The following is an 18,778-nucleotide window of genomic DNA, read 5'->3' as shown; positions in this document are numbered from 1 at the left end:
ATCGCCGGGGACCGGGCAGGGTGGGCAAAGCCGAAGTTCGTCGCGTCCTGGCAAGCCGACTCTCAGTATCCGCGTCCCCACCAGTAGCAGAAGCGCTCGACATTGGCCGGAAGGCTCGCCTCGTAATTCGCCCACTTCTCGTATTTCGGCAGCTTCACCTCCTTCATCGCGGCGTCGAAGCACTTGCCGGCGTCCGCCGCCTTCTTCACCTCGGCGGAGAGGTCCTCCATGTAGGCGATGTCGTCGTCGACGTCCTTCTTGGTGCCGAAGCGCCCGCCGGCATAGGGATGGCCGGGAATCACGCGCTCCCAGTCGAGCGAGGCCAGCTTCTTCAGCGAGGCGATGTACTCCAGCGGCGAGGCATTGTCGGGGATGTTGCGGAACTGGACGCTCTCGATCGGCGCGAAGTCGACCACGAAGACGATCTTCTCCTTGGGCAGCCGCATCACCAGCGAGTTGTCGGAATGATTGCGGCCGACATAGTTCAGCTCCAGCGTGGTGCCGCCGAGCGTGATGCTCTTCTTGTCGTCCACCACCTGATCCGGCATCACGACGTCGGGGAGCAGGGACTTCTGCTTCTTCAGCTCGAGCAGGCGTTCCCTGGCTCGCCGGTGCGCGATGAAGGTGGCGCCGAGATCCTTGAAGGGCTGGCCGCCGGCGATGTGGTCGTAATGATGGTGGCTGTAGATGACGTATTTGATCGGCTTGTCGGTGACGGCCTTGATCGCGTCGATATAGGGCTTCGCGGGCCGCAGATACGAGATCGGATCGGTCGCGATCACGCCCTGCGGCGTCACCACGAACATCGACTGATGTCCGCCGTAGCGGAAGACGTAGACGTTGTCGGTGCCGTCGACCTTCGTGGTCGAGGTCTGCGGTGGAGTCTGCGCGGAAGCCGATCCGGTCACGAGAGTCACGAGAACGGGGATGCAAAACAATACTTTCATCTCTGGGCTTCTGAAACGACGGAGAGGCGGGAATGGAATACTCCTTCGACACCAACGCTGCGTCGAGGGATTTATTCCGCTGTTTCGCTGGCCAATCTGTGCCGGAACAATGTGGAACGCTGCAGCAAATGTGATTTGAGAGCCATTGATCCCGCTTGACAGTTTTATGTCGCAGGAGGAGCATGGCCACGGTCGCGGAATACGCGACGCGTAACGTCCACCTCAGAGCAAGGGGAGGTCTATGACACCACCTCCGCAAATCCAGCCGCGTTAATTGCGATGGAGCTCGTTCGGACTATCGCATAGCGGTGCAAACCGCGAACGGCACGCCGGGTCAAGGTTTAGCGGGCTGCATCAGTGAGGCATAGCCCCTACCTTCCCGGCGCTGTAATTTGCATCACATCGTTTGATGGCAGCTCCAAGGCCGCCTCGACGAATGCATTTCCATCTTCTGTTCACTCTCCTCCTCCTCCTCGCCGTCATTCCGGGCCGAACCCCGGAATGACGGGCGAGCCCTTCGCGCGCGCAGCGTTTGAATGGGGTTTCTCCTGGCCGAGACGGCGCCTGCTCTGATCCTGCATTGCGGCAAATGCCAAGAGAATGTCGCCTCAAAGGCCAATTTCCGACACAGGGTCGCGGCGAATAGCTGTCATCCGACATGACGCAAGTGCTTCGGCGGGGACGGTCCTGTCGCCGCAGGCGCATTCATTTTTCAGGGAATCCGCGTGTCGCCTAAGCTTGTCCCGGCGCTTCTCGCAGCGCTCTTCTTTGTCATCTCGTCTTTCTCCCCGGCTCGCGCCGCGCCGCCCGCGCCGGAACCCAAGGGTGCGGCCGCGCTGTCGCCCGACGAGGCGAAGCGCGCGCTGGAGACCCTTCAGGACGACAAGAAGCGCGCACAGATGATCGACACGCTGCGCGCGATCGCCAATGCGTCCGGTCCGCAGCAGGCTGCGCCCGAACCGAAATCGCCGATCCCGCTTGCGGCCGACGGCCTCGGTGCGCAGCTCATGCTCACGGTGTCCGAGCAGATCGGCGAGATCTCGAGCGAGATCGCCAGCATGGCGCGGACGATCACGCATTTCCCGGCCTTCTATTACTGGATCATGCGCACCGCGAACGATCCGGCGGCCTACAACCTCCTGTTCGAGATCGCCTGGAAGCTGGCGCTCGTGCTCGGCTGCGCCCTCGCGGCCGAATGGGTGATCTTCCGCCTGATCCGCCGCCCGGTCGTATTCCTGGAAGGACGCGTGCCGCAGACCGCCCGCCTGCCGGCGCAGGCGCTGCCGATCGCCGATCCGCCATCGTCGGTCGCCGACGTGACGCCGGCCCCTGAGTTGCAGAAGCGACGTCACAGCCTGGCGCGGATCTGGCAGGTCATGCTGCGGCTGCCCTTCGTGCTCAGCCGTTTCGTGCTCGAGCTGCTTCCCGTGTTGGTATTCGTCTGCATCGCCACCGCGCTGCTGGGAACGGAGATCGGCGAGCCCACGACCGTCCGCCTCGTGATCCTGGCGGTCGTCAACGCCTACGCGTTCTCGCGCGGGCTGATCTGCCTGGTCCGGGCGCTGGCGGGGCCGTTCGGCCTGTTTCCGGTGCGGGCCGAGACGGCGGCCTATATCGAGATCTGGGCACGCCGCATCGTCGGTGTCGGCGTCACCGGCATCGCCTTCGCCAATGTGGCGCTGCTGCTCGGCCTGCATCGCGCCGGTTACGCCGCGCTGCTGCGCATGGTGATGCTGGTCGTGCACCTCTTCATCGTCGTCATCATTCTGCAATGTCGTCGCCAGGTCGCTGCAGCCATCCGCGCGCCGGCCGACCGGCAGGGCATCGCGGCCGGCATGCGCAATCGCATTGCCGGCGGCTGGCACTATCTCGCCATCGCGCTCGATCTGGCGCTATGGGCGGTGTGGGCGCTCAACATCCGCAACGGCTACTCGCTGCTGCTGCAGTATTTCGTCGGCACCATCGTGGTGGCGCTGATCACGCGCGTCGCCATCATGCTGACGCTGGGGCTGATCGACCGCGGCTTCCGCATCAAGCCGGAGATCCTGCAGCGCTTTCCGGGATTGGAGACCCGCGCCAACCGCTATCTGCCGCTGCTGCGCAAGGTCGTCTCGGGCGTAATCGCCTTCATCGGCTTCGTGGCCGTGCTCGAGGTCTGGGGCGTGGACGCCATCGTCTGGTTCTACGGCGGCCAGGTCGGCGGCCGGCTGATCTCGGCGGTGGTGACGATCGGCATTGCCGTGTTCATCGCCGCTGCGATCTGGGAAATCAGCAATGCGCTGCTCGATCGCCAGATCAATGCGCTGTCGCGCGACGGGCATTACGCCCGCGCGGCGCGCCTGCGCACCTTCCAGCCGATGCTGCGCACTGCGCTGCTCTGTGTGATCGCGACTGTGGTCGGCCTCACCGCGCTGAGCGAGATCGGCGTCAATGTCGCCCCGCTGCTGGCGGGCGCCGGCATCGTCGGCATCGCCATAGGCTTCGGTTCGCAGAAGCTGGTCCAGGACCTCATCACCGGCCTGTTCCTGCTGCTGGAGAACACGGTGCAGGTCGGCGACACCGTCAGCGTGTCCGGCCTTTCGGGCGTCGTCGAGAACGTTTCGATCCGCACCATCAGGCTTCGCGCCGGCGACGGCGCGGTGCACATCGTGCCGTTCAGCGCGGTCACCACCATCACCAATGCCAGCCGCGGCGCCGGCAACGCCTCCGTCAGCGTCAACGTCGCCTACAAGGAGGACACCGACCGCGCCGGCCAGATCCTCAAGGACATCGTCGAGGAGATGCGGCGCGAAGCGGACTTCCGCGCGCTGATCCGCGGCGATCTCGAGCTGTGGGGCGTCGACAAGGTCGACGGCGCGATGGTCTCGATCGTCGGCCAGATCCGCTGCACCGAGGCCGGCCGCTGGCCGGTGCAGCGCGAATTCAACCGCCGCATGAAGCTGCGCTTCCAGCAGCACGGCATCGAGGTTGCCTCCGCGACCCAGACCATTCTGATGCATGTCGCGCCGCCGGCAGAGGGGGCCGTCAACCTGACGCCGCGGCGGGCGATCGGATAGCGGCTCCGCAAAATTCCAGCTTGCCTGCCCTCGTCCGGCAGCGCGCGGCGGGTGAGGGCTCTCGCCACGCAGAGATGCCCTCCACAATTCAACGATCCCAACCCGGAGACACCCCCACACCAGCCTCCTCCGCAAGCGTAGGGCTATCGCATTTGGCTCTTTGCGCGAGCTGAGCGCGCGCCTCGTCCTTCGAGACGTTCGCTTCGCGGTCTCCTCAGGATGAGGCTAAGTGGCATCAGAGCCCGTTGAATTGGCGAAACGTACTCGGTCCTCATCCTGAGGGGCCCGCCAACGGCGGGCGTCTCGAAGGATGGCCACAGGCGATATCACTCCCATATGCGATTCCCTGCCCGCAAGCGGGAGAGGGAGCCCAGAGCGATGCCGCAGCATCGTGCACGCCATATGCGATTCCCCTACCCATAGGCGAAAATCTCGCTGCGGTGCGAGATCACAATCGATGCTGCGATGGCAACGTCCTTGATCTCGGGGGACCGCTGGCCGACAATGGTTGCCCCTTCAATAAGAAACTCCCTGGGGGATTTCGTGAATAGACCTGCTCGGGTCAGCGCCCATTCGACATCATCCGACACCGCGCACGGCATGACGCTGCTGCGCGATCCCTTGCTCAACAAGGGCACCGCCTTCACGGAAGCGGAGCGCGAGGCGCTCGGCCTGCGCGGCCTGCTGCCGCCCTGCGTGCTGACGATAGAGACGCAAGCTGAGCGCGTGCTCACCAATCTGCGCACGCTGCCGACCGATCTCGAAAAATACGTCGCGCTGAACGCGCTGCACGACCGCAACGAGGCGCTGTTCTTCCGTGTCGTCGTCGACAACATCGACGAGATCCAGCCGATCATCTACACGCCGACCGTCGGGCTCGCCTGCCAGAAATACGGCCTGATCTTCCAGCGACCGCGCGGCATGTTCATCTCCTCGCGCGATCGCGGCCAGATCGCCGAGATCCTGAAGAACTGGCCCTATCCGGCCAAGCTGATCGTCGTCACCGACGGCGAGCGCATTTTGGGACTTGGCGATCTCGGCGCCAACGGCATGGGCATTCCGGTCGGCAAGCTGTCGCTCTATTCGGCCTGCGCCGGCGTCCATCCCGAGCAGTGCCTGCCTATCCTGCTCGACGTCGGCACCAACAACGAAGAACTCCTGAACGATCCCTATTATATCGGCCTGCGCGAACGCAGGCTCACGGGCGAAGCTTACGACAGCTTCGTCGAGGAGTTCATGACTGCCGCGCGAAAGACCTTCCCGGGCGTGCTGATCCAGTTCGAGGATTTCGCCAACCATTCGGCCTTCAAGCTGCTGCACAAATATCGCGACGAGGCCTGCGTCTTCAACGACGACATCCAGGGTACTGCTGCGGTGGCGCTCGCCGGCCTGTTCTCTGCCCTGCGCGTTTCCGGCGGCAAGCTGAAGGATCAGAAGATCCTGTTCCTTGGCGCGGGCGAGGCGGCGACCGGCATCGCCGATCTCGTGGTCTCCGCCATGATGGCGGAGGGCGCCACGGAAGCCGAAGCGCTCCGGCGCAACTGGCTGGTGGATTCCCGTGGCCTCGTCGTCAGCGGCCGTGAAGGTCTCTCCGGTCACAAGCTGCGCTACGCTCACACCGGCCAGGCGCCGATTGCCGACTTCCTCACCGCGATCAAAACGCTGAAGCCGACGGCGATCATCGGCGTGGCCGCGGTCGGCGGCGCCTTCACGCCCGAGGTGCTGAAGGCGATGGCCGAGCTCAACGAGCAGCCGATCGTGTTCGCGCTCTCCAATCCGACCTCGAAGGCGGAATGCTCGGCGGAGGACGCCTATCGCTATACCGAGGGCCGCGGGCTGTTCGCCTGCGGCAGCCCCTACGATCCGGTCACGCTCAGCGGCCGCACCTTCGTGCCGCGCCAGGGCAACAACTCCTACATCTTCCCCGGCGTCGGCCTCGGCGTCATCGCCAGCGGCTCCAGGCTGGTGACGGACGAGATGTTCATGGCGGCCGCCCATACGCTCGCCGATTGCGTCGGCAAGGAGGACCTCGCCCAGGGCAGCCTCTATCCGGCGCTGCCCCGCATCCGCGAGGTCTCGGTCCGCATCGCCGCTGCCGTCGCAGACGTTGCCTATCAGCGTGGCTTGGCGGACGGACCCGCGCCGAACGACGTGAAGGCCCTGGTCCAGTCGGAGATGTATGAGCCAAAGTACTGAGGCTGACAATTTCAGCTGAGTTGGCCGAGATAGCCCCTCACCCCACCCTCTCGTCGCGAGCGAAGCTCGTCGCGGCGCCCGTAAGGACGGGAGAGGGAGTGAAACCAGCCTGCCCCCTTAACCTCTCCCCTCTTCTGCGGGAAGAGGTCGGATCGCTCCGGCGATGCGAAGCATCGTCCGGCGCAATCCGGGTGAGGGCAGGGCACCCTGCTAGCCGCGTCGAAAGTCCATCCGACTCCGGGGCGACGTCGAGATCGGCCAGGCCCCGCCGAACGCGTGTGTTTGCGCACCGTATCGTGCAGATGGTCCGCTGATCTGTCCCAATTCGGGACATCCACTGTGATGGAATCGTCACAGCCGGCGCGAAACGATGGCGGGCCGCAAGGCCGCTTTTGTTCCGACAAGGTTCTGCCCCGATTGCCCACCGAAACTTGCGGTTGTTCGGAGGGCGCATCATGTCTCGCATTGCACGTGCCGAAACTGCCCGAATGTCGCTGGCAACCTCGAGCCGCTTGCTGCTCGCTGTCCTGGGTGCCGCATCTCTCGCCGCCTGCGCGCAGTCGCCGGTCGGCCGCCAGAAAGCCGATCTCGCCGGCACGACCCGGCAGGCCGCAATCGAGCGGCCGCACCGCGTGGCGGCGCTGCACCCGCGGCCGATCGGCCGGGCGCGCGTCCCCGGTGGTGAGGCAAGGCGAACCGCATCGCATGGCCTCGCCAGCTTCTACTCGGATACTGAAACCGCGAGCGGCGAGAAGTTCGACAAGAACGAATTGACCGCGGCGCATCCCACGCTGCCGTTCGGCACCAAGCTGCGCGTCACCGACGTGTCCTCCGGCCGGTTCGTGACCGTCCGGGTCAACGATCGCGGCCCCTTCGTTCGCGGGCGTGTGGTCGACATCTCGCCGTCCGCGGCCGAAGCGCTCGGCATGGTCGACAAAGGCCTTGCCAATGTCCGCCTCGACGTCGTGCGATGAAGCGCGGTTCGTCGAGGTGAGGCGCCGCGCTTAACCGGCTGTTAGGCGCTTCTCAAGCACCATGGTTGCCCAAACAAATCGGGGCTTTTGTGGAGGCGGACGCTTGAACACGATCCAGTATCTCGAAGATCAGGCCGCACGTGCCGAGCGGCTCGCCAAGAGGATCACGGATACGCTGACGATCGAAAAGCTTCTGACCTTCGCCGGCGAACGCCGCCGCGAGATCGAGATCATCACCGGCAAGTATCGGCGCGCATAAGACTCCCGTAACCCATGCTGTAGGCGCATTCGTCCTTCCCGCGAAGCGGGGAACTTCCGCTCGACTCCTGCGTCATTTGGGCGTGAGAGAGGAGGAGGACATCATGGGATTTGGACGAGGTGCATTGCTTTGGTTGCTTGGCGTGCCGCTGCCGATCATTCTGCTGCTGGCATTGTTCTGGCACCACTGAGGTTGCCACACGAAAAGCGCCGCGGACGCGGCGCTTTTTTATTGCCTGGGATTTGAAACGCTTGAGGCGCGATGCGCCCTCAGCTATGGCTCTCGACGAAGTCGCTGAGATAGTCGGGCAGCTCTATGCCATAGATGTCGCAGCGTGCCTTTATCGCCCCGGCGACGTCGCTTGAGATGTCCTTCATCCAGTGTTCGAGCGTATTGAACGAGATCACCTTGACGGGATCGTTGAAGCAGCCGGCGACGAACTCGCCGATGGTGGTTTCGAGATCGCTGCGCTCGATGCGGACTTCAGTCGCAAGGTCGAGACGGTCGACGACGACGAAGAGAGTTTGGTCCGCGCCATAGGGCACGACGGGAGATGCAACGCCAGCTTCAAGCATGTGAGGCGCTCACGATTTGACTTCCGATCCCCGATAACGGGAAAAACCGGAAGAAGGTTCCTGCGCACGTGCTTGTGAAGGCCGTCAGAGAAATTCCCGCAAGCGCGACAGCTCGATGACGTGCTCGGGTGAGAGAACGGCGGTCACCAGCGGCGGCTGCGGCGCCGTGCGAATCTCATAGAGGTGCCGGGTTGCCGCCGGCTTCCGCATGAAGGCCGAGATGCATTCGTCGAGCGTCCCCTCGCTCACCTGATAGGGCTCGCGGTCCGGGCGGCGCTGGTTGGCCAGCGACGGCCATTTATGCAGGGCCGCAAGCGCGCCGAAATCGACTTTTGACTCCGCAACAACGTCCCCCATCGTCCCCCTCACGCAAAAAGAACCCCAGCGCGCGGGTTTGCGCGCCGGGGCCTACGCCTATCGCTGCATCTCAAAGCCACGGCCACCTAACGCAGCAGCCGGGAAAAGGTTCCGGGCTGCTCCGGCCCGTCTCAGCTCGCAGCTGCCGCGATCTTGTGCGCCGGGCTCGCATGACCCTGGCTGTTCTCATCGCCGCGACTGACCTCCGGCGGAAGCCCGGCAAAGCGCCGCAGGGCTTCGGCCATCTGCACCCGGCCTGGGGCGCCCGTGATCACCACGTCGACCATCGTGAAAGACGAGTGGAAATGGCCGCGCGCCTTGAGTTGCTCGACCGGGACGCCGGCAGCCTGCATCGCCTCGGCATAGGCGATGCCTTCGTCGCGCAGCGGATCGAACTCGCAGGTGACGACGAAGGCCGGCGGCAGGCCCGCGACCTTGCCGCGCAGCGGCGAGACGCGCGGATCGGTGCGGTCGGCCGGTGAGCAGTAGAGGTCCCAGAACCAGTACATCAGCGAGCGCGTCAGGAAATAGCCGGTCGCATTGTCGTTGTAGGAAGGGCGATCGAAGCTGCAGTCGGTGACCGGACAGATCAGCAACTGGCCCGCAATCTCGGGTCCGCCGCGATCACGCGCAAGCTGGCAGGTGACGGCGGCGATGTTGCCGCCCGCGCTCCAGCCAGCGACCAGCACCGGCCCCGGCCTGCCACCGAGTTCGGTTGCGTGCTCGGCGATCCAGCGCGTTGCCGCATAGCCGTCTTCGGCCGCCGCCGGGAAGCGATGCTCCGGCGCGTGGCGATAGCCGACGCTGACGAACATCATGCCGGTCCTGCGCACCATGTCGCGGCAGAACGGCTCGTCCGACTGCTCGTCGCCGAGCACCCAGCCGCCGCCGTGGAAATAGACCACGACCGGGTGCGGCCCCGCGGTCGCGGGCTTGAAGACGCGGTAGGGCAGCGGGCGGTCGCCACCGGGCAGGGTGCCGTCGACGATCTCGCCGATCGGCCGTCCGGCGGGACGGCCCTTGTTGAACTCGTTGACGAAGGCGCGCGCGCCTGCTGCGCCCATCGACTCGATCGGCGGCAGGTTGAGCGTTGCCAGCAGGTTCAGCACCAGCCGCACATCCGGCTGCAGCCGCACCACCTCGCCGTCATTGCATTGCGCGGCGCCATTGGGGCCGGTGAGCTTGAAGCCGAGCATGCCGCGGCTGACGACCTCGTCGCAGATGCTGCGATAGGGGCCGACGCCGCCGGTATAGGGCATCAGGCCCTGCACCTTGCCGGGCACGTTGGCGCCCGTGTACCAGGTGTTGGCGAGCCGGTGCAGCGTCAGCATCGAGCAGTCGGCCATGTGCCGGTCCCAGCCGGCCTGCGCCGTCTCGGTCGGCTCCATCGTGGTGAAGCCGGCATCGCGCAACGCGGCAAGGCGATCGACGACCCAGTCGACATGCTGCTCGATCGATACCGCCATGTTCGACAGCACCGACGGGCTGCCGGGGCCGGTGATCATGAAGAAGTTCGGGAAGCCTTCCACCGTGAGCCCGAGATAGGTCTGCGGCCCCTGCGCCCAGACATCGCTGAGCGACTTGCCGGCGCGCCCGGTGATCGGATGCACGGCGCGGATCGCTCCGGTCATGGCGTCGAAGCCGGTCGCGAACACGATGACGTCGAGCTCGAAGCTGCGGCCGTTCGTGGAGATGCCGCTCGCGGTGATCGCCTTGATCGGCTCCTGGCGCAGATTGACCAGCGTGACGTTCGGCCGGTTGTAGGTGGCGTAGTAATTGGTGTCGAGACAGGGCCGCTTGGCGCCGAAGGGATGGTCATGCGGCGTGAGTGCCGCGGCGGTCTCGGGATCCCTCACGGCGGCGCGGATCTTCTCGCGGATCAGGTCCTGGACGATCTTGTTGCCGTCGACATCGACGGCCTGGTCGGCCCAGAGCTGCGTCAGGATGTGGACGAGGTCGCCGGCGGCCCAGGCGCGTTCGAACCGCTCACGACGCTCGGCGTCGCTCAATTGCCAGCTCACGACGGTCTGCTGCGGATAGGGCACGCCGGCCATCGACTGCCGCGCCTGCTCGCGATAGGCCGCGCGGTTGCCCTGCAGCAGGCTCATGCGGTCGTCTGGAGCGGGGCCATTGTGCGCCGGCAGCGCGAAATTCGGCGTACGCTGGAACACGGTGAGATGCGCGGCCTGTTCGGCGATCAGCGGGATCGACTGGATCGCCGACGATCCCGTGCCGATCACGGCGACGCGCTTGCCGGCGAGATTGACGCCGTCATGCGGCCAGCGCCCGGTGAAATAGACCTCGCCCTCGAAGTCCTTGACGCCGTCGATCTCCGGCGGCTTGGGCGCGGAGAGGCAGCCGGTGGCCATGATGTAATGGCGGCAGGAAACAGGCGCGCCATTGTCGGTGGTGAGCTGCCAGCGCTCGGTGGCCTCGTCCCATCTGGCTTCGGTGACCCTGGTCTTGAAGCGGATGTCGCGGCGGAGATCATATCGGTCCGCGACGAAGCCGAGGTAGCGCAGGATCTCGGGCTGGGTCGCGTATTTCTCCGACCAGGTCCAGGCCGCCTCGAGTTCGGGATCGAAGGTGTAGCTGTAGTCGATGGTCTGGATATCGCAGCGCGCGCCGGGATAGCGGTTCCAGTACCAGGTTCCCCCGACATCGCCGGCCTCTTCGAGGCCAACCGCCGTGAATCCGGCCTTGCGCAGGCGGTGGAGAAGATAGAGGCCGGCAAATCCGGCGCCGACCACGGCGACGTCGACTTGCTGGGCTGTTCCGTTCGCCGCTTTGGACTCACGCGCAGCAACCATTGCTTCCGGCATGGCATTTCCTCCCGCGTTTTGTTTTGCCGGCAGGCTAGTCCTGCAGGCTCGGCTTGTCATCAGAGCAAGTGCAATCGTCGGTAGTCGATTTCGATGGTGCCGTGGCCGCGCGAACGTTGGCCCCATTGCACGCATCGCGATGCACAATGGCCGTGATTGTCCGGGCTAATCATGCCCGATCCGTCTGTGTATGCTTGCGGCTACAAGCCACGCGTGCCGGCCGGGCGTCATGACAGAGTTGAGTGAACGGACCAAAGCCAACATGGACGTCGTCCTGGAGCAGACGTGTCGCCAATTGCCGCATGGCGGCGATCACGACAGCCGCAGGTTCATCGCCGAGCGCCTGATCGAGGCGGCGCAGGCGGGACACTCCACGCTCGGTGAACTCGGCATCATCGCGCGCCGCGCGCTGGCGGAGATCATTGCCAAGGGCGGTTAGCTGTGGCGCAGCTTTTCGCTGCCGCGACGCTGCGCTCCCTCGCCCCGTTCTTGCGGGGCCGCGACGAGCTTCGCTCGCGCTGAGTGGGTTGGGGCGAGGGGCCTCTCTCCACACGTACATCTGCCGAGATACCTGTACCCCCTCACCCGGAGTGCATCTTCGATGCAATCCGACCTATCCCCGCAAGCGGGGAGAGGTTAGAGGCGGCTTGCCTGTTCGCGTATCGCAGACGTAACCTTCTAGGAGACCTTCCGCGCATCGAGATCCTCCAAGATGCGGTCCCTGCTTGCGCTCGTTACGGCTTCCGCATGCCTTTGCCTTGCCGGCCCGGCCGCAGCCCAGCCGGTCGGACAGTTTCCGTTTGCGCTGACGCGCGAAGGCCAGATGCTCGGCGGCGTCGAAGGCGAGGTGGCTTTCTTCAAGGGACTGGCTTATGCGGCCCCGCCGGTCGGGCCGCTGCGCTGGCGTCCGCCAGAGGCGACCGTGGAAAGCTCGGAGATGCGCACGGCCTATGAGTACGCTGCGCCGTGCCTTCAACCGTCGCTGCCAAGCGCGCGCGAGGATTGCCTCACGCTCAACGTATTCCGTCCGTTCGGCGTCGACGGCCCGCTGCCGGTGATGGTGTTCATCCATGACGGCGGCTTCGTCGGCGGCACCGCGAACGATCCGCTGTTCGACGGTGCCAGGCTCGCGCAGGCCAGTCTCATCATGGTCACCGTGAATTATCGTCTCGGCGTGCTCGGCTGGCTCACGCATCCCGCGCTGTCGCAAGGCGGCTCGGGAAACTACGGTCTGATGGACCAGGTCGCGGCGCTGCGCTGGGTGCACGACAATATCGCGGCGTTCGGCGGCGATCCCGGCAACGTCACGCTGTTCGGCAGTGGCGCGGGTGCGACATCGATCGCGTTGTTGATGCTGTGCGGCGAGACGCGCGAGCTGTTTCAGAAAGCCATCCTGCAATCGCCGCCCGGCCGCGTGCGCCTGCGCTCCCGGCAGGAGGCAGAGGCGTTCGGCCTGCAGTTCGTCGCGACGCTCGGGCAGGATGACACCGATCCGCGCACGATCCCGACGGTGCGGCTGCTTGCGGCCGAACGGAAGCTGCTGGCGAAATCCCCGCGCGGCTTCGCGCCGGCGATCGACGGAAGTCTCGTGACGGAAGACATTGCCGCCGGCTTTGCGGCCGGACATGAGAAGCGGATTCCCATGATCATCGGCTCCAACGATGACGAGACCGGATTCGACAGTGAACCCGAGATCGCGGAGGCGCTTGCATCGTCAGGTGCGACATCCGAACAATTGCGCAAGCTCTATCCCGACCTCGCCAGGCCTTCGGACCTTGCAGCCCAAGTCTACAGCGACAAGGTGTTCTCCGAGCCGGTGCGGCTGCTGGCCCGCCTGCATGCTGCGACGGGCGCGCCAACCTTCCGTTATCGCTTCGCCTATGTGCCGGAGGCGCGACGCGCCAATCCGGAAGGTGGTCACGGACGCGAGCTGCAATTCATCTTCGGTGCCGAAGGCGTGCCCGGGGCCGGTATCCTGTCGCGGCGCGATCGCGAGGTCGCAAGCCGCATGCGCGGCTACTGGATCAATTTTGCAAAAGGCGGCGATCCCAACGGCCCGGACCTGCCGCATTGGGACGCGGCCGCAGACCGCGACCGCTTATTGTTGATCGCGAACGATCGCATCGCGAGCGGAGACGACCCCTTCGCGGAGCGCCTCGACCGGTTCGCAGATGAGAGCAGGAAATGAGTTGGACTTAGGCCGCGAGCTCGACGCGCGGCGCCGGGCTCAGCCGGTCTTCCTCGAGATAGTCCATCGCGCCGTCCTTCTCGACCGCGTAGAATTGCTGGCCTTCCCGCGACTTGAAGGCGGCGCGAACGACGCCGCGGCGGCCCTTGTCACTGTTGACGACGTCCCCCAGCGCAAACTTCCTCATCTCAGTCCTCGTCTTCTGACCGGCTCCTTCGGCCACGGCGGGGATTTTGGAAGGCAAATCGTTAACGGCTTGCTAACCATACGGGTTTGCCTATGCTCGCCGCCGGTCGCCTGCGGCCGCTACGCACCTATGTTGTCTTTGAGCCGAGCCTTTACCCATGACGCGATTTCCGACCCTCTTCCTGTCGCACGGCGGCGGCCCGTGGCCCTTCATGGAGGACCGGCGGGTGCAGTACGCCAAAACCGCCGAGGAGTTTGGCCGGCTGCCGCAGCTTCTCCCGGCGAAGCCGAAGGCCGTGCTCGTCATCACCGGGCATTGGGAGGCCGACGCCTTCACCGTCTCGACCTCGGCGCATCCGCCGATGGTGTACGACTATTACGGTTTCCCCGAGCATACCTATCATCTCAAATATCCGGCGCCGGGCAAGCCGGAGCTTGCCGCCGAGGTGAGGGCGCTGCTCAAGCACGCGGGCCTCGATTGCCGCGAAGATCCCAATCAGGGCTTTGACCACGGCACCTTCGTGCCGCTCGGCCTGATGTATCCGAACGCCGACATGCCGATCGTGCTCTTGTCGCTGAAGTCGAGCTACGATGCGGCCGAGCACATCAAGGTCGGGGAGGCGATCACTTCGCTCCGCGACGAAGGCATTTTGATCGTCGGCAGCGGGCTCACCTATCACAACATGCGCGGCTTCAACCGGCCGGAGTCGAAGCCGGTCTCGTATGATTTCGAGGCCTATCTGAACGAGGCGATCAGCAATCCGGATGCGGCGCGCCGCAACGCCATGCTGGTCGAGTGGGAGAACGCGCCGAGCGCACGCCTGGCGCATCCGCGCGAGGACCATCTGCTGCCGCTGATGGTCGCCGCCGGTGCCGCCGGCAAGGATGTCGGCAAGCGCGTCTTCGTCGACGAGGTCGCGGGCGTCGCGATGGCGTCGTATGTGTTTGGATGAGTTCGTGGAGCGGCATTGCGCCTTAACCCTCTCCCCTTGTGGGAGAGGGTGGATCGCCGCCAAGCGGCGAGACGGGTGAGGGGTCTCTCTCCGCCCCGGGAATCTCGCACAGTGAATTTGTGGAGCGAACCCCTCATCCGACGCTTCGCCCCACCTTCTCCCGCAACGGGAGAATGAAGAGCGGAGCGTCGCTCACCCGTATCGCAGCTTCATCACCAGGATGCCGCCGGCGAGGAGCATGGTGACGGCGTTCGAGGCGATCAGCGGGCCATCGCCCGAGAGCAGGCCGTAGATGAGCCAGAGCGCGAGGCCCAGCACCATCACCAGGAACATGCCGAGCGAGATGTCGCCGGTGGAGCGGGTCTTCCACACCTTTATCGCTTGCGGCGCGTAGGCCACGGTGGTGCAGGTGGCGGCGGCAAAGCCGATCAGCTTGATCATGAGGGGTTCCATGCCGGTTCTATAGCATGGATTCGACGTCGGTCATCCTCTCGCGGGGGCGCCGCATAAGGCTTCCTGGCGGCAGCTTGTACGCGCCGCGTCCTTCGAGGCGACCGGGTTTCGCGGTCTCCTCATCAGGATGAGGTTGAGCAGCATCGGTGTCCGTCGAAAGTGCCGCTACGCACTCCGCCCTCATCCTGAGGAGCCCGCTACAGCGGGCGTCTCGAAGGAGGGGCCGCAGGGAGGCTTTTCACATACGAGAGCCTTGCGCCCTCAAGCGCGGGCCGCGATCAGGTTGCGATACAGCGCGGCATAGTCGCCGGCGCGGTTGCGCCAGGAGACGTCGGTCGCAAGGCCGCTTCGTTGCAGCCGCCGCCAGGTCAGCTTGTCGTGGAAGACGGTGTTGGCCTTGCGCAGCGAACCGGCGAAGGCATCCGCCGTCACCGGGCCGAACTTGAAGCCGGTCGCGTCGCGCCCCGATACGTCGGCGTCGCCGGCATCGACGATGGTATCCTCGAGGCCGCCGACGCGCGACACGATGGGCACCGCGCCGTAGCGCAGCGCGCAGAGCTGGGTCAGGCCGCACGGCTCGAACCGCGACGGCACCAGAATCGCGTCCGAGCCGGCCTGGATCAGATGCGCCAAGATCTCGTCATAGCCGATCACGACGCCGATCCGGCCGGGATTGGCGCGCCCGGCAGCCTGATAACGGTCCTGGAGATCGCGGTCGCCGCTGCCGAGCAGCGCGAGCTGCATGCCTTCGCGCAAAATAGTCGGAATGGCCTCGAGCAGAAGATCGAGCCCCTTCTGCCAGGACAGCCGGCTGATGACGCCGAGCAGCAGTGCTTCGTCGGAGCAATCGAGATTGAACTGCTGCTGCAGCACCGCCTTGTTAGCGGCGCGGAACGTCAGGTTCTGCGCGCCGAAGCGATAGGCGATGTGGGGATCGGTTTGCGGATTCCACACCTCGGTGTCAATGCCGTTGAGGATGCCGCTCAGGGCGCCCGCGCGGGCACGCAACACGCCGCCGAGCCCCATGCCGCCTTCGTCGCTCTGGATCTCATGGGCGTAGGTCGGCGACACCGTGGTGATGCGATCGGCGAATTGCAGGCCGGCCTTGAGGAAGCTGATGCCGCCGAAATATTCGAGGCCGTCGACGTCGAAGGAGCTCCACGGCAGGCCGATCGCGCCGATCAGCTCGCGCGCGAACTTGCCCTGATAGGCCATGTTGTGGATGGTCATCACGGTGCCGGGCCGCGGGCGATTGTCGTAGTGCAGATAGGCTGGCGCGAGCCCGGCCTGCCAGTCATGGGCGTGCACGACGTCAGGCACGAACGCCGGCACGAGTCCGTGGCCGATATCGGCCGCGACGCGCGCCAGCGCCGCAAAACGCACGCCATTGTCCGGCCAGTCGACGCCCTCGGCGGTGACGTAAGGATTGCCCGGTCGCGCATAGAGATGCGGCACGTCGAGCACGAACAGGTCGAGCCCGTCACGGGAGCCGGCGAGCAGGCGGCCCGGTCCGCCGAAATAATCCGGCCAGCGCCGGATTTCCTCCGCATCGGACACCAGCCGCATCACGTCGGGATAGCCCGGCATCAGCGTGCGCATCTCGACGCCATGCGCCTTCAATGCAATCGGCAGCGCGCCGGCGACGTCCGCAAGGCCGCCGGTCTTGACGATGGGGTAGACTTCAGAGGCGACCGCGAGGACGCGAACAGGCGTCATGTATTGAGCCTGTCGATCATCGGCTGGGTGATCAGCGAGACGCCCTGCTCGGTGGTCCGGAAGCGCTTGGCGTCGAACTCGGGATCGTCGCCGACGACGAGGCCCTCGGGTATCTCGACCCCGCGGTCGATCACGACGTTCTTCAGCCGCGCGCCACGCCCGACATTCACATAAGGCATGATCACGGCGTTCTCGACATTGGCATAGGAGTTGATGCGCACGCCGGTGAACAGCAGCGAGCGGCGCAGCGAGGCGCCGGAGATGATGCAGCCGCCGGAGACCAGCGAGCTCACGGCCTGGCCGCGCCGGCTTTCCTCATCATGGACGAATTTCGCCGGTGGGGTGATCTCGGCATAGGACCAGATCGGCCAGGCGCGGTCGAACAGGTCGAGCTCGGGCACGACGTCGGTGAGGTCGATGTTGGCGGCCCAATAGGCATCGACCGTGCCGACGTCGCGCCAGTAGGCGCGCTCGTCGCTGCCGGAGCGGACGCATGACGTCGAGAACTGGTGCGCGATGGCGCGGCCGTTCTTGACGATATAGGGAATGATGTCCTTGCCGAAATCGTGGTTCGAGTTCGGGTCCTCGGCGTCGCGCTTGAGCTCGTCGAACAGGAATTTCGCATTGAAGACATAGATGCCCATGCTGGCGAGCGAGACGTCCGGCTTGCCCGGCATCGGCGGCGGATCCTTCGGTTTCTCCAGGAACTGCTGGATCCACCCGTTCTCGTCGATATGCATGATGCCGAAGCCCGAGGATTCGGTGCGTGGCATCTCCAGGCAGCCGACGGTGACGTCGGCGCCGCTCTCGACGTGCTGGCGCAGCATCACCTCGTAATCCATCTTGTAGATGTGGTCGCCGGCCAGCACGACGATGAAGCGGCACGCGTGCGACTCGATGATGTCGATGTTCTGGTAGATCGCATCCGCCGTGCCGACATACCACATGTTCTCGGACACGCGCTGGCTCGCGGGAAGGATGTCGAAGCTCTCATTGCGCTCGGGGCGGAAGAAATTCCAGCCCATCTGGAGATGGCGGATCAGGCTGTGCGCCTTGTACTGGGTGGCGACCGCGATGCGGCGGATGCCGGAATTCACCGCGTTCGACAGCGCGAAATCGATGATGCGGGACTTGCCGCCGAAATAGACCGCGGGCTTGGCGCGCCGGTCTGTCAGCTCCAGCAGCCGGCTGCCACGTCCACCAGCCAGGACGAACGCCAGCGCCTGACGCGCGAGCGGCTCATTACCCACGGCACTCATGCCATCCTCCCCACACCTCAGGCGCGTCGCGATGCGTCCCGGCCGCGCACCATTGGAACCGATAGTAACGGTAGGAATAGTAAATCAGGAAGATGGTTGTTGGTTGCGAACGCGCGGGAAGCTTAATGCTTTGCCCTGGTCGCCGGGACCCGGCGCCGTCGTGTCGGTGCCCTATCGGCGATCCCCGACCAAAATTGAGGCATGCACCCGCTCTCTTGTGCGCCGCACGCCAAATCGAGGCTTTGACTTGGCGCAACGTTGCCCGATCATAGGCCTGCGATCCTTTTTCCAAGCGAAACGTCAGACAGGGAGCAAGACGATGAGGATCTGGAAAACGGCAATTGCCTGTTCACTGGCGAGCGCGGTCATGGTCGGCCAAATCGGGCAGGCCGCAGCAGCCCCGCTGCCGACCAATGTCGCGGCCATGAAAGCGGCAGTCGGCGATGATGTCACGCAGGTCTATTGGCGCGGGCGCGGCTGGGGCGGCGGTTGGGGCGGCGGCTGGGGCTGGGGTGTCGGCGCCCTCGCGGCCGGCGCAATCATCGGCGGCGCCATCGCCAGCAGCGCGCCTTACGGCTACGGCTATTATGGCGGACCGTATTACGGCGGCTATGGATATCCGGGCTACGCCTACGGCTACGCGCCGGCCTATTACGGCTACGGACCGTATGCCTATCCGCGATACTATGGCTACCGCCGCTACTATCGGCCCTACTACGGCTATTATCGGCCGTACGCTCGTCCGTACTACCGCGCCTATTGGTGACCCTAGCGCGGCTAGAGCGAGAGCCACACGATCAGGCTCATGCAGGCGAAATGCATGAGCACGATCGCGGC

16 protein-coding genes are annotated in these 18,778 nt (G+C 65.2%); 8 read left to right on the top strand and 8 right to left on the bottom strand.

The annotated features are described in order from the left end of the window. Positions 1-62 precede the first annotated feature (62 nt). Complete coding sequence (locus ACRQ5Q_RS33645; RefSeq protein ID WP_439394230.1) at positions 63-947, bottom strand: MBL fold metallo-hydrolase; 885 nt, start codon at positions 945-947, stop codon at positions 63-65. Between the two features lie 725 nt (positions 948-1,672). Between ACRQ5Q_RS33645 and ACRQ5Q_RS33640 the strand changes: the two genes are divergently transcribed. The 4 genes from ACRQ5Q_RS33640 to ACRQ5Q_RS33625 all read left to right on the top strand — a co-directional run bounded on the left by ACRQ5Q_RS33640 (position 1,673) and on the right by ACRQ5Q_RS33625 (position 7,432). After that, positions 1,673-4,003 (top strand): mechanosensitive ion channel domain-containing protein, encoded by a 2,331-nt coding sequence (locus tag ACRQ5Q_RS33640; RefSeq protein WP_439394228.1) that lies wholly within the window; start codon positions 1,673-1,675, stop codon positions 4,001-4,003. 600 nt (positions 4,004-4,603) lie between these two features. Beyond that, a complete protein-coding gene (locus ACRQ5Q_RS33635) occupies positions 4,604-6,199 on the top strand; it encodes an NAD-dependent malic enzyme (protein ID WP_439375668.1) in 1,596 nt (531 codons plus the stop codon). A 455-nt stretch (positions 6,200-6,654) separates the two neighbouring features. Next, the gene (locus tag ACRQ5Q_RS33630) at positions 6,655-7,173 is read left to right on the top strand and encodes a septal ring lytic transglycosylase RlpA family protein (protein WP_439394226.1); all 519 of its coding nucleotides are present in this window, start codon (positions 6,655-6,657) and stop codon (positions 7,171-7,173) included. A gap of 103 nt (positions 7,174-7,276) precedes the next feature. After that, positions 7,277-7,432, top strand: coding sequence for a hypothetical protein (locus tag ACRQ5Q_RS33625; protein ID WP_439394224.1), 156 nt, complete (start codon positions 7,277-7,279; stop codon positions 7,430-7,432). A gap of 269 nt (positions 7,433-7,701) precedes the next feature. Here ACRQ5Q_RS33625 and ACRQ5Q_RS33620 read toward each other — a convergent pair whose 3' ends face one another. The 3 genes from ACRQ5Q_RS33620 to ACRQ5Q_RS33610 all read right to left on the bottom strand — a co-directional run bounded on the left by ACRQ5Q_RS33620 (position 7,702) and on the right by ACRQ5Q_RS33610 (position 11,186). Next, positions 7,702-8,007, bottom strand: coding sequence for a hypothetical protein (locus ACRQ5Q_RS33620; RefSeq protein WP_439369899.1), 306 nt, complete (start codon positions 8,005-8,007; stop codon positions 7,702-7,704). An 84-nt stretch (positions 8,008-8,091) separates the two neighbouring features. Next, positions 8,092-8,364: a hypothetical protein gene (locus ACRQ5Q_RS33615; RefSeq protein ID WP_439394223.1), complete on the bottom strand. Its 273-nt coding sequence runs from the start codon at positions 8,362-8,364 to the stop codon at positions 8,092-8,094. A 131-nt stretch (positions 8,365-8,495) separates the two neighbouring features. Next, positions 8,496-11,186, bottom strand: coding sequence for a flavin-containing monooxygenase (locus ACRQ5Q_RS33610; RefSeq protein WP_439394221.1), 2,691 nt, complete (start codon positions 11,184-11,186; stop codon positions 8,496-8,498). A gap of 190 nt (positions 11,187-11,376) precedes the next feature. On the opposite strand from ACRQ5Q_RS33610, the gene ACRQ5Q_RS33605 reads away from it, so the two are divergent. After that, positions 11,377-11,625, top strand: a complete 249-nt coding sequence (locus ACRQ5Q_RS33605; RefSeq protein ID WP_439369896.1) for a hypothetical protein — start codon at positions 11,377-11,379, stop codon at positions 11,623-11,625. 273 nt (positions 11,626-11,898) lie between these two features. Beyond that, entirely contained in the window at positions 11,899-13,374 is a 1,476-nt protein-coding gene (locus ACRQ5Q_RS33600; RefSeq protein ID WP_439394219.1) for a carboxylesterase/lipase family protein, read from the top strand. A gap of 7 nt (positions 13,375-13,381) precedes the next feature. Here ACRQ5Q_RS33600 and ACRQ5Q_RS33595 read toward each other — a convergent pair whose 3' ends face one another. Beyond that, positions 13,382-13,561, bottom strand: a complete 180-nt coding sequence (locus ACRQ5Q_RS33595; protein ID WP_027547875.1) for a hypothetical protein — start codon at positions 13,559-13,561, stop codon at positions 13,382-13,384. Positions 13,562-13,718: 157 nt separating this feature from the next. Here ACRQ5Q_RS33595 and ACRQ5Q_RS33590 point away from each other — a divergent pair, with 157 nt between their 5' ends. Next, positions 13,719-14,513, top strand: coding sequence for a DODA-type extradiol aromatic ring-opening family dioxygenase (locus ACRQ5Q_RS33590; RefSeq protein WP_439369893.1), 795 nt, complete (start codon positions 13,719-13,721; stop codon positions 14,511-14,513). Between the two features lie 192 nt (positions 14,514-14,705). Here the strand turns inward: ACRQ5Q_RS33590 and ACRQ5Q_RS33585 are convergent, their stop codons facing one another. From ACRQ5Q_RS33585 to glgC, 3 genes are all read right to left on the bottom strand, one after another. Further along, positions 14,706-14,966, bottom strand: coding sequence for a SemiSWEET transporter (locus ACRQ5Q_RS33585; protein ID WP_183241954.1), 261 nt, complete (start codon positions 14,964-14,966; stop codon positions 14,706-14,708). Between the two features lie 261 nt (positions 14,967-15,227). Then, positions 15,228-16,682, bottom strand: coding sequence for a glycogen synthase GlgA (gene glgA, locus ACRQ5Q_RS33580; protein ID WP_439394217.1), 1,455 nt, complete (start codon positions 16,680-16,682; stop codon positions 15,228-15,230). After that, positions 16,679-17,941: a glucose-1-phosphate adenylyltransferase gene (gene glgC, locus ACRQ5Q_RS33575; protein WP_439369891.1), complete on the bottom strand. Its 1,263-nt coding sequence runs from the start codon at positions 17,939-17,941 to the stop codon at positions 16,679-16,681. The genes glgA and glgC overlap by 4 nt, the downstream gene beginning before the upstream one ends. A 319-nt stretch (positions 17,942-18,260) precedes the next feature. Here glgC and ACRQ5Q_RS33570 point away from each other — a divergent pair, with 319 nt between their 5' ends. After that, positions 18,261-18,707: a hypothetical protein gene (locus ACRQ5Q_RS33570; RefSeq protein ID WP_439369889.1), complete on the top strand. Its 447-nt coding sequence runs from the start codon at positions 18,261-18,263 to the stop codon at positions 18,705-18,707. Positions 18,708-18,778: the final 71 nt, after the last annotated feature.

It is taken from the genome of Bradyrhizobium sp. PMVTL-01, assembly GCF_051861855.1.
In the GTDB taxonomy this organism is placed as follows: domain Bacteria; phylum Pseudomonadota; class Alphaproteobacteria; order Rhizobiales; family Xanthobacteraceae; genus Bradyrhizobium.
This window is presented reverse-complemented; position numbering and strand designations above follow the sequence as displayed.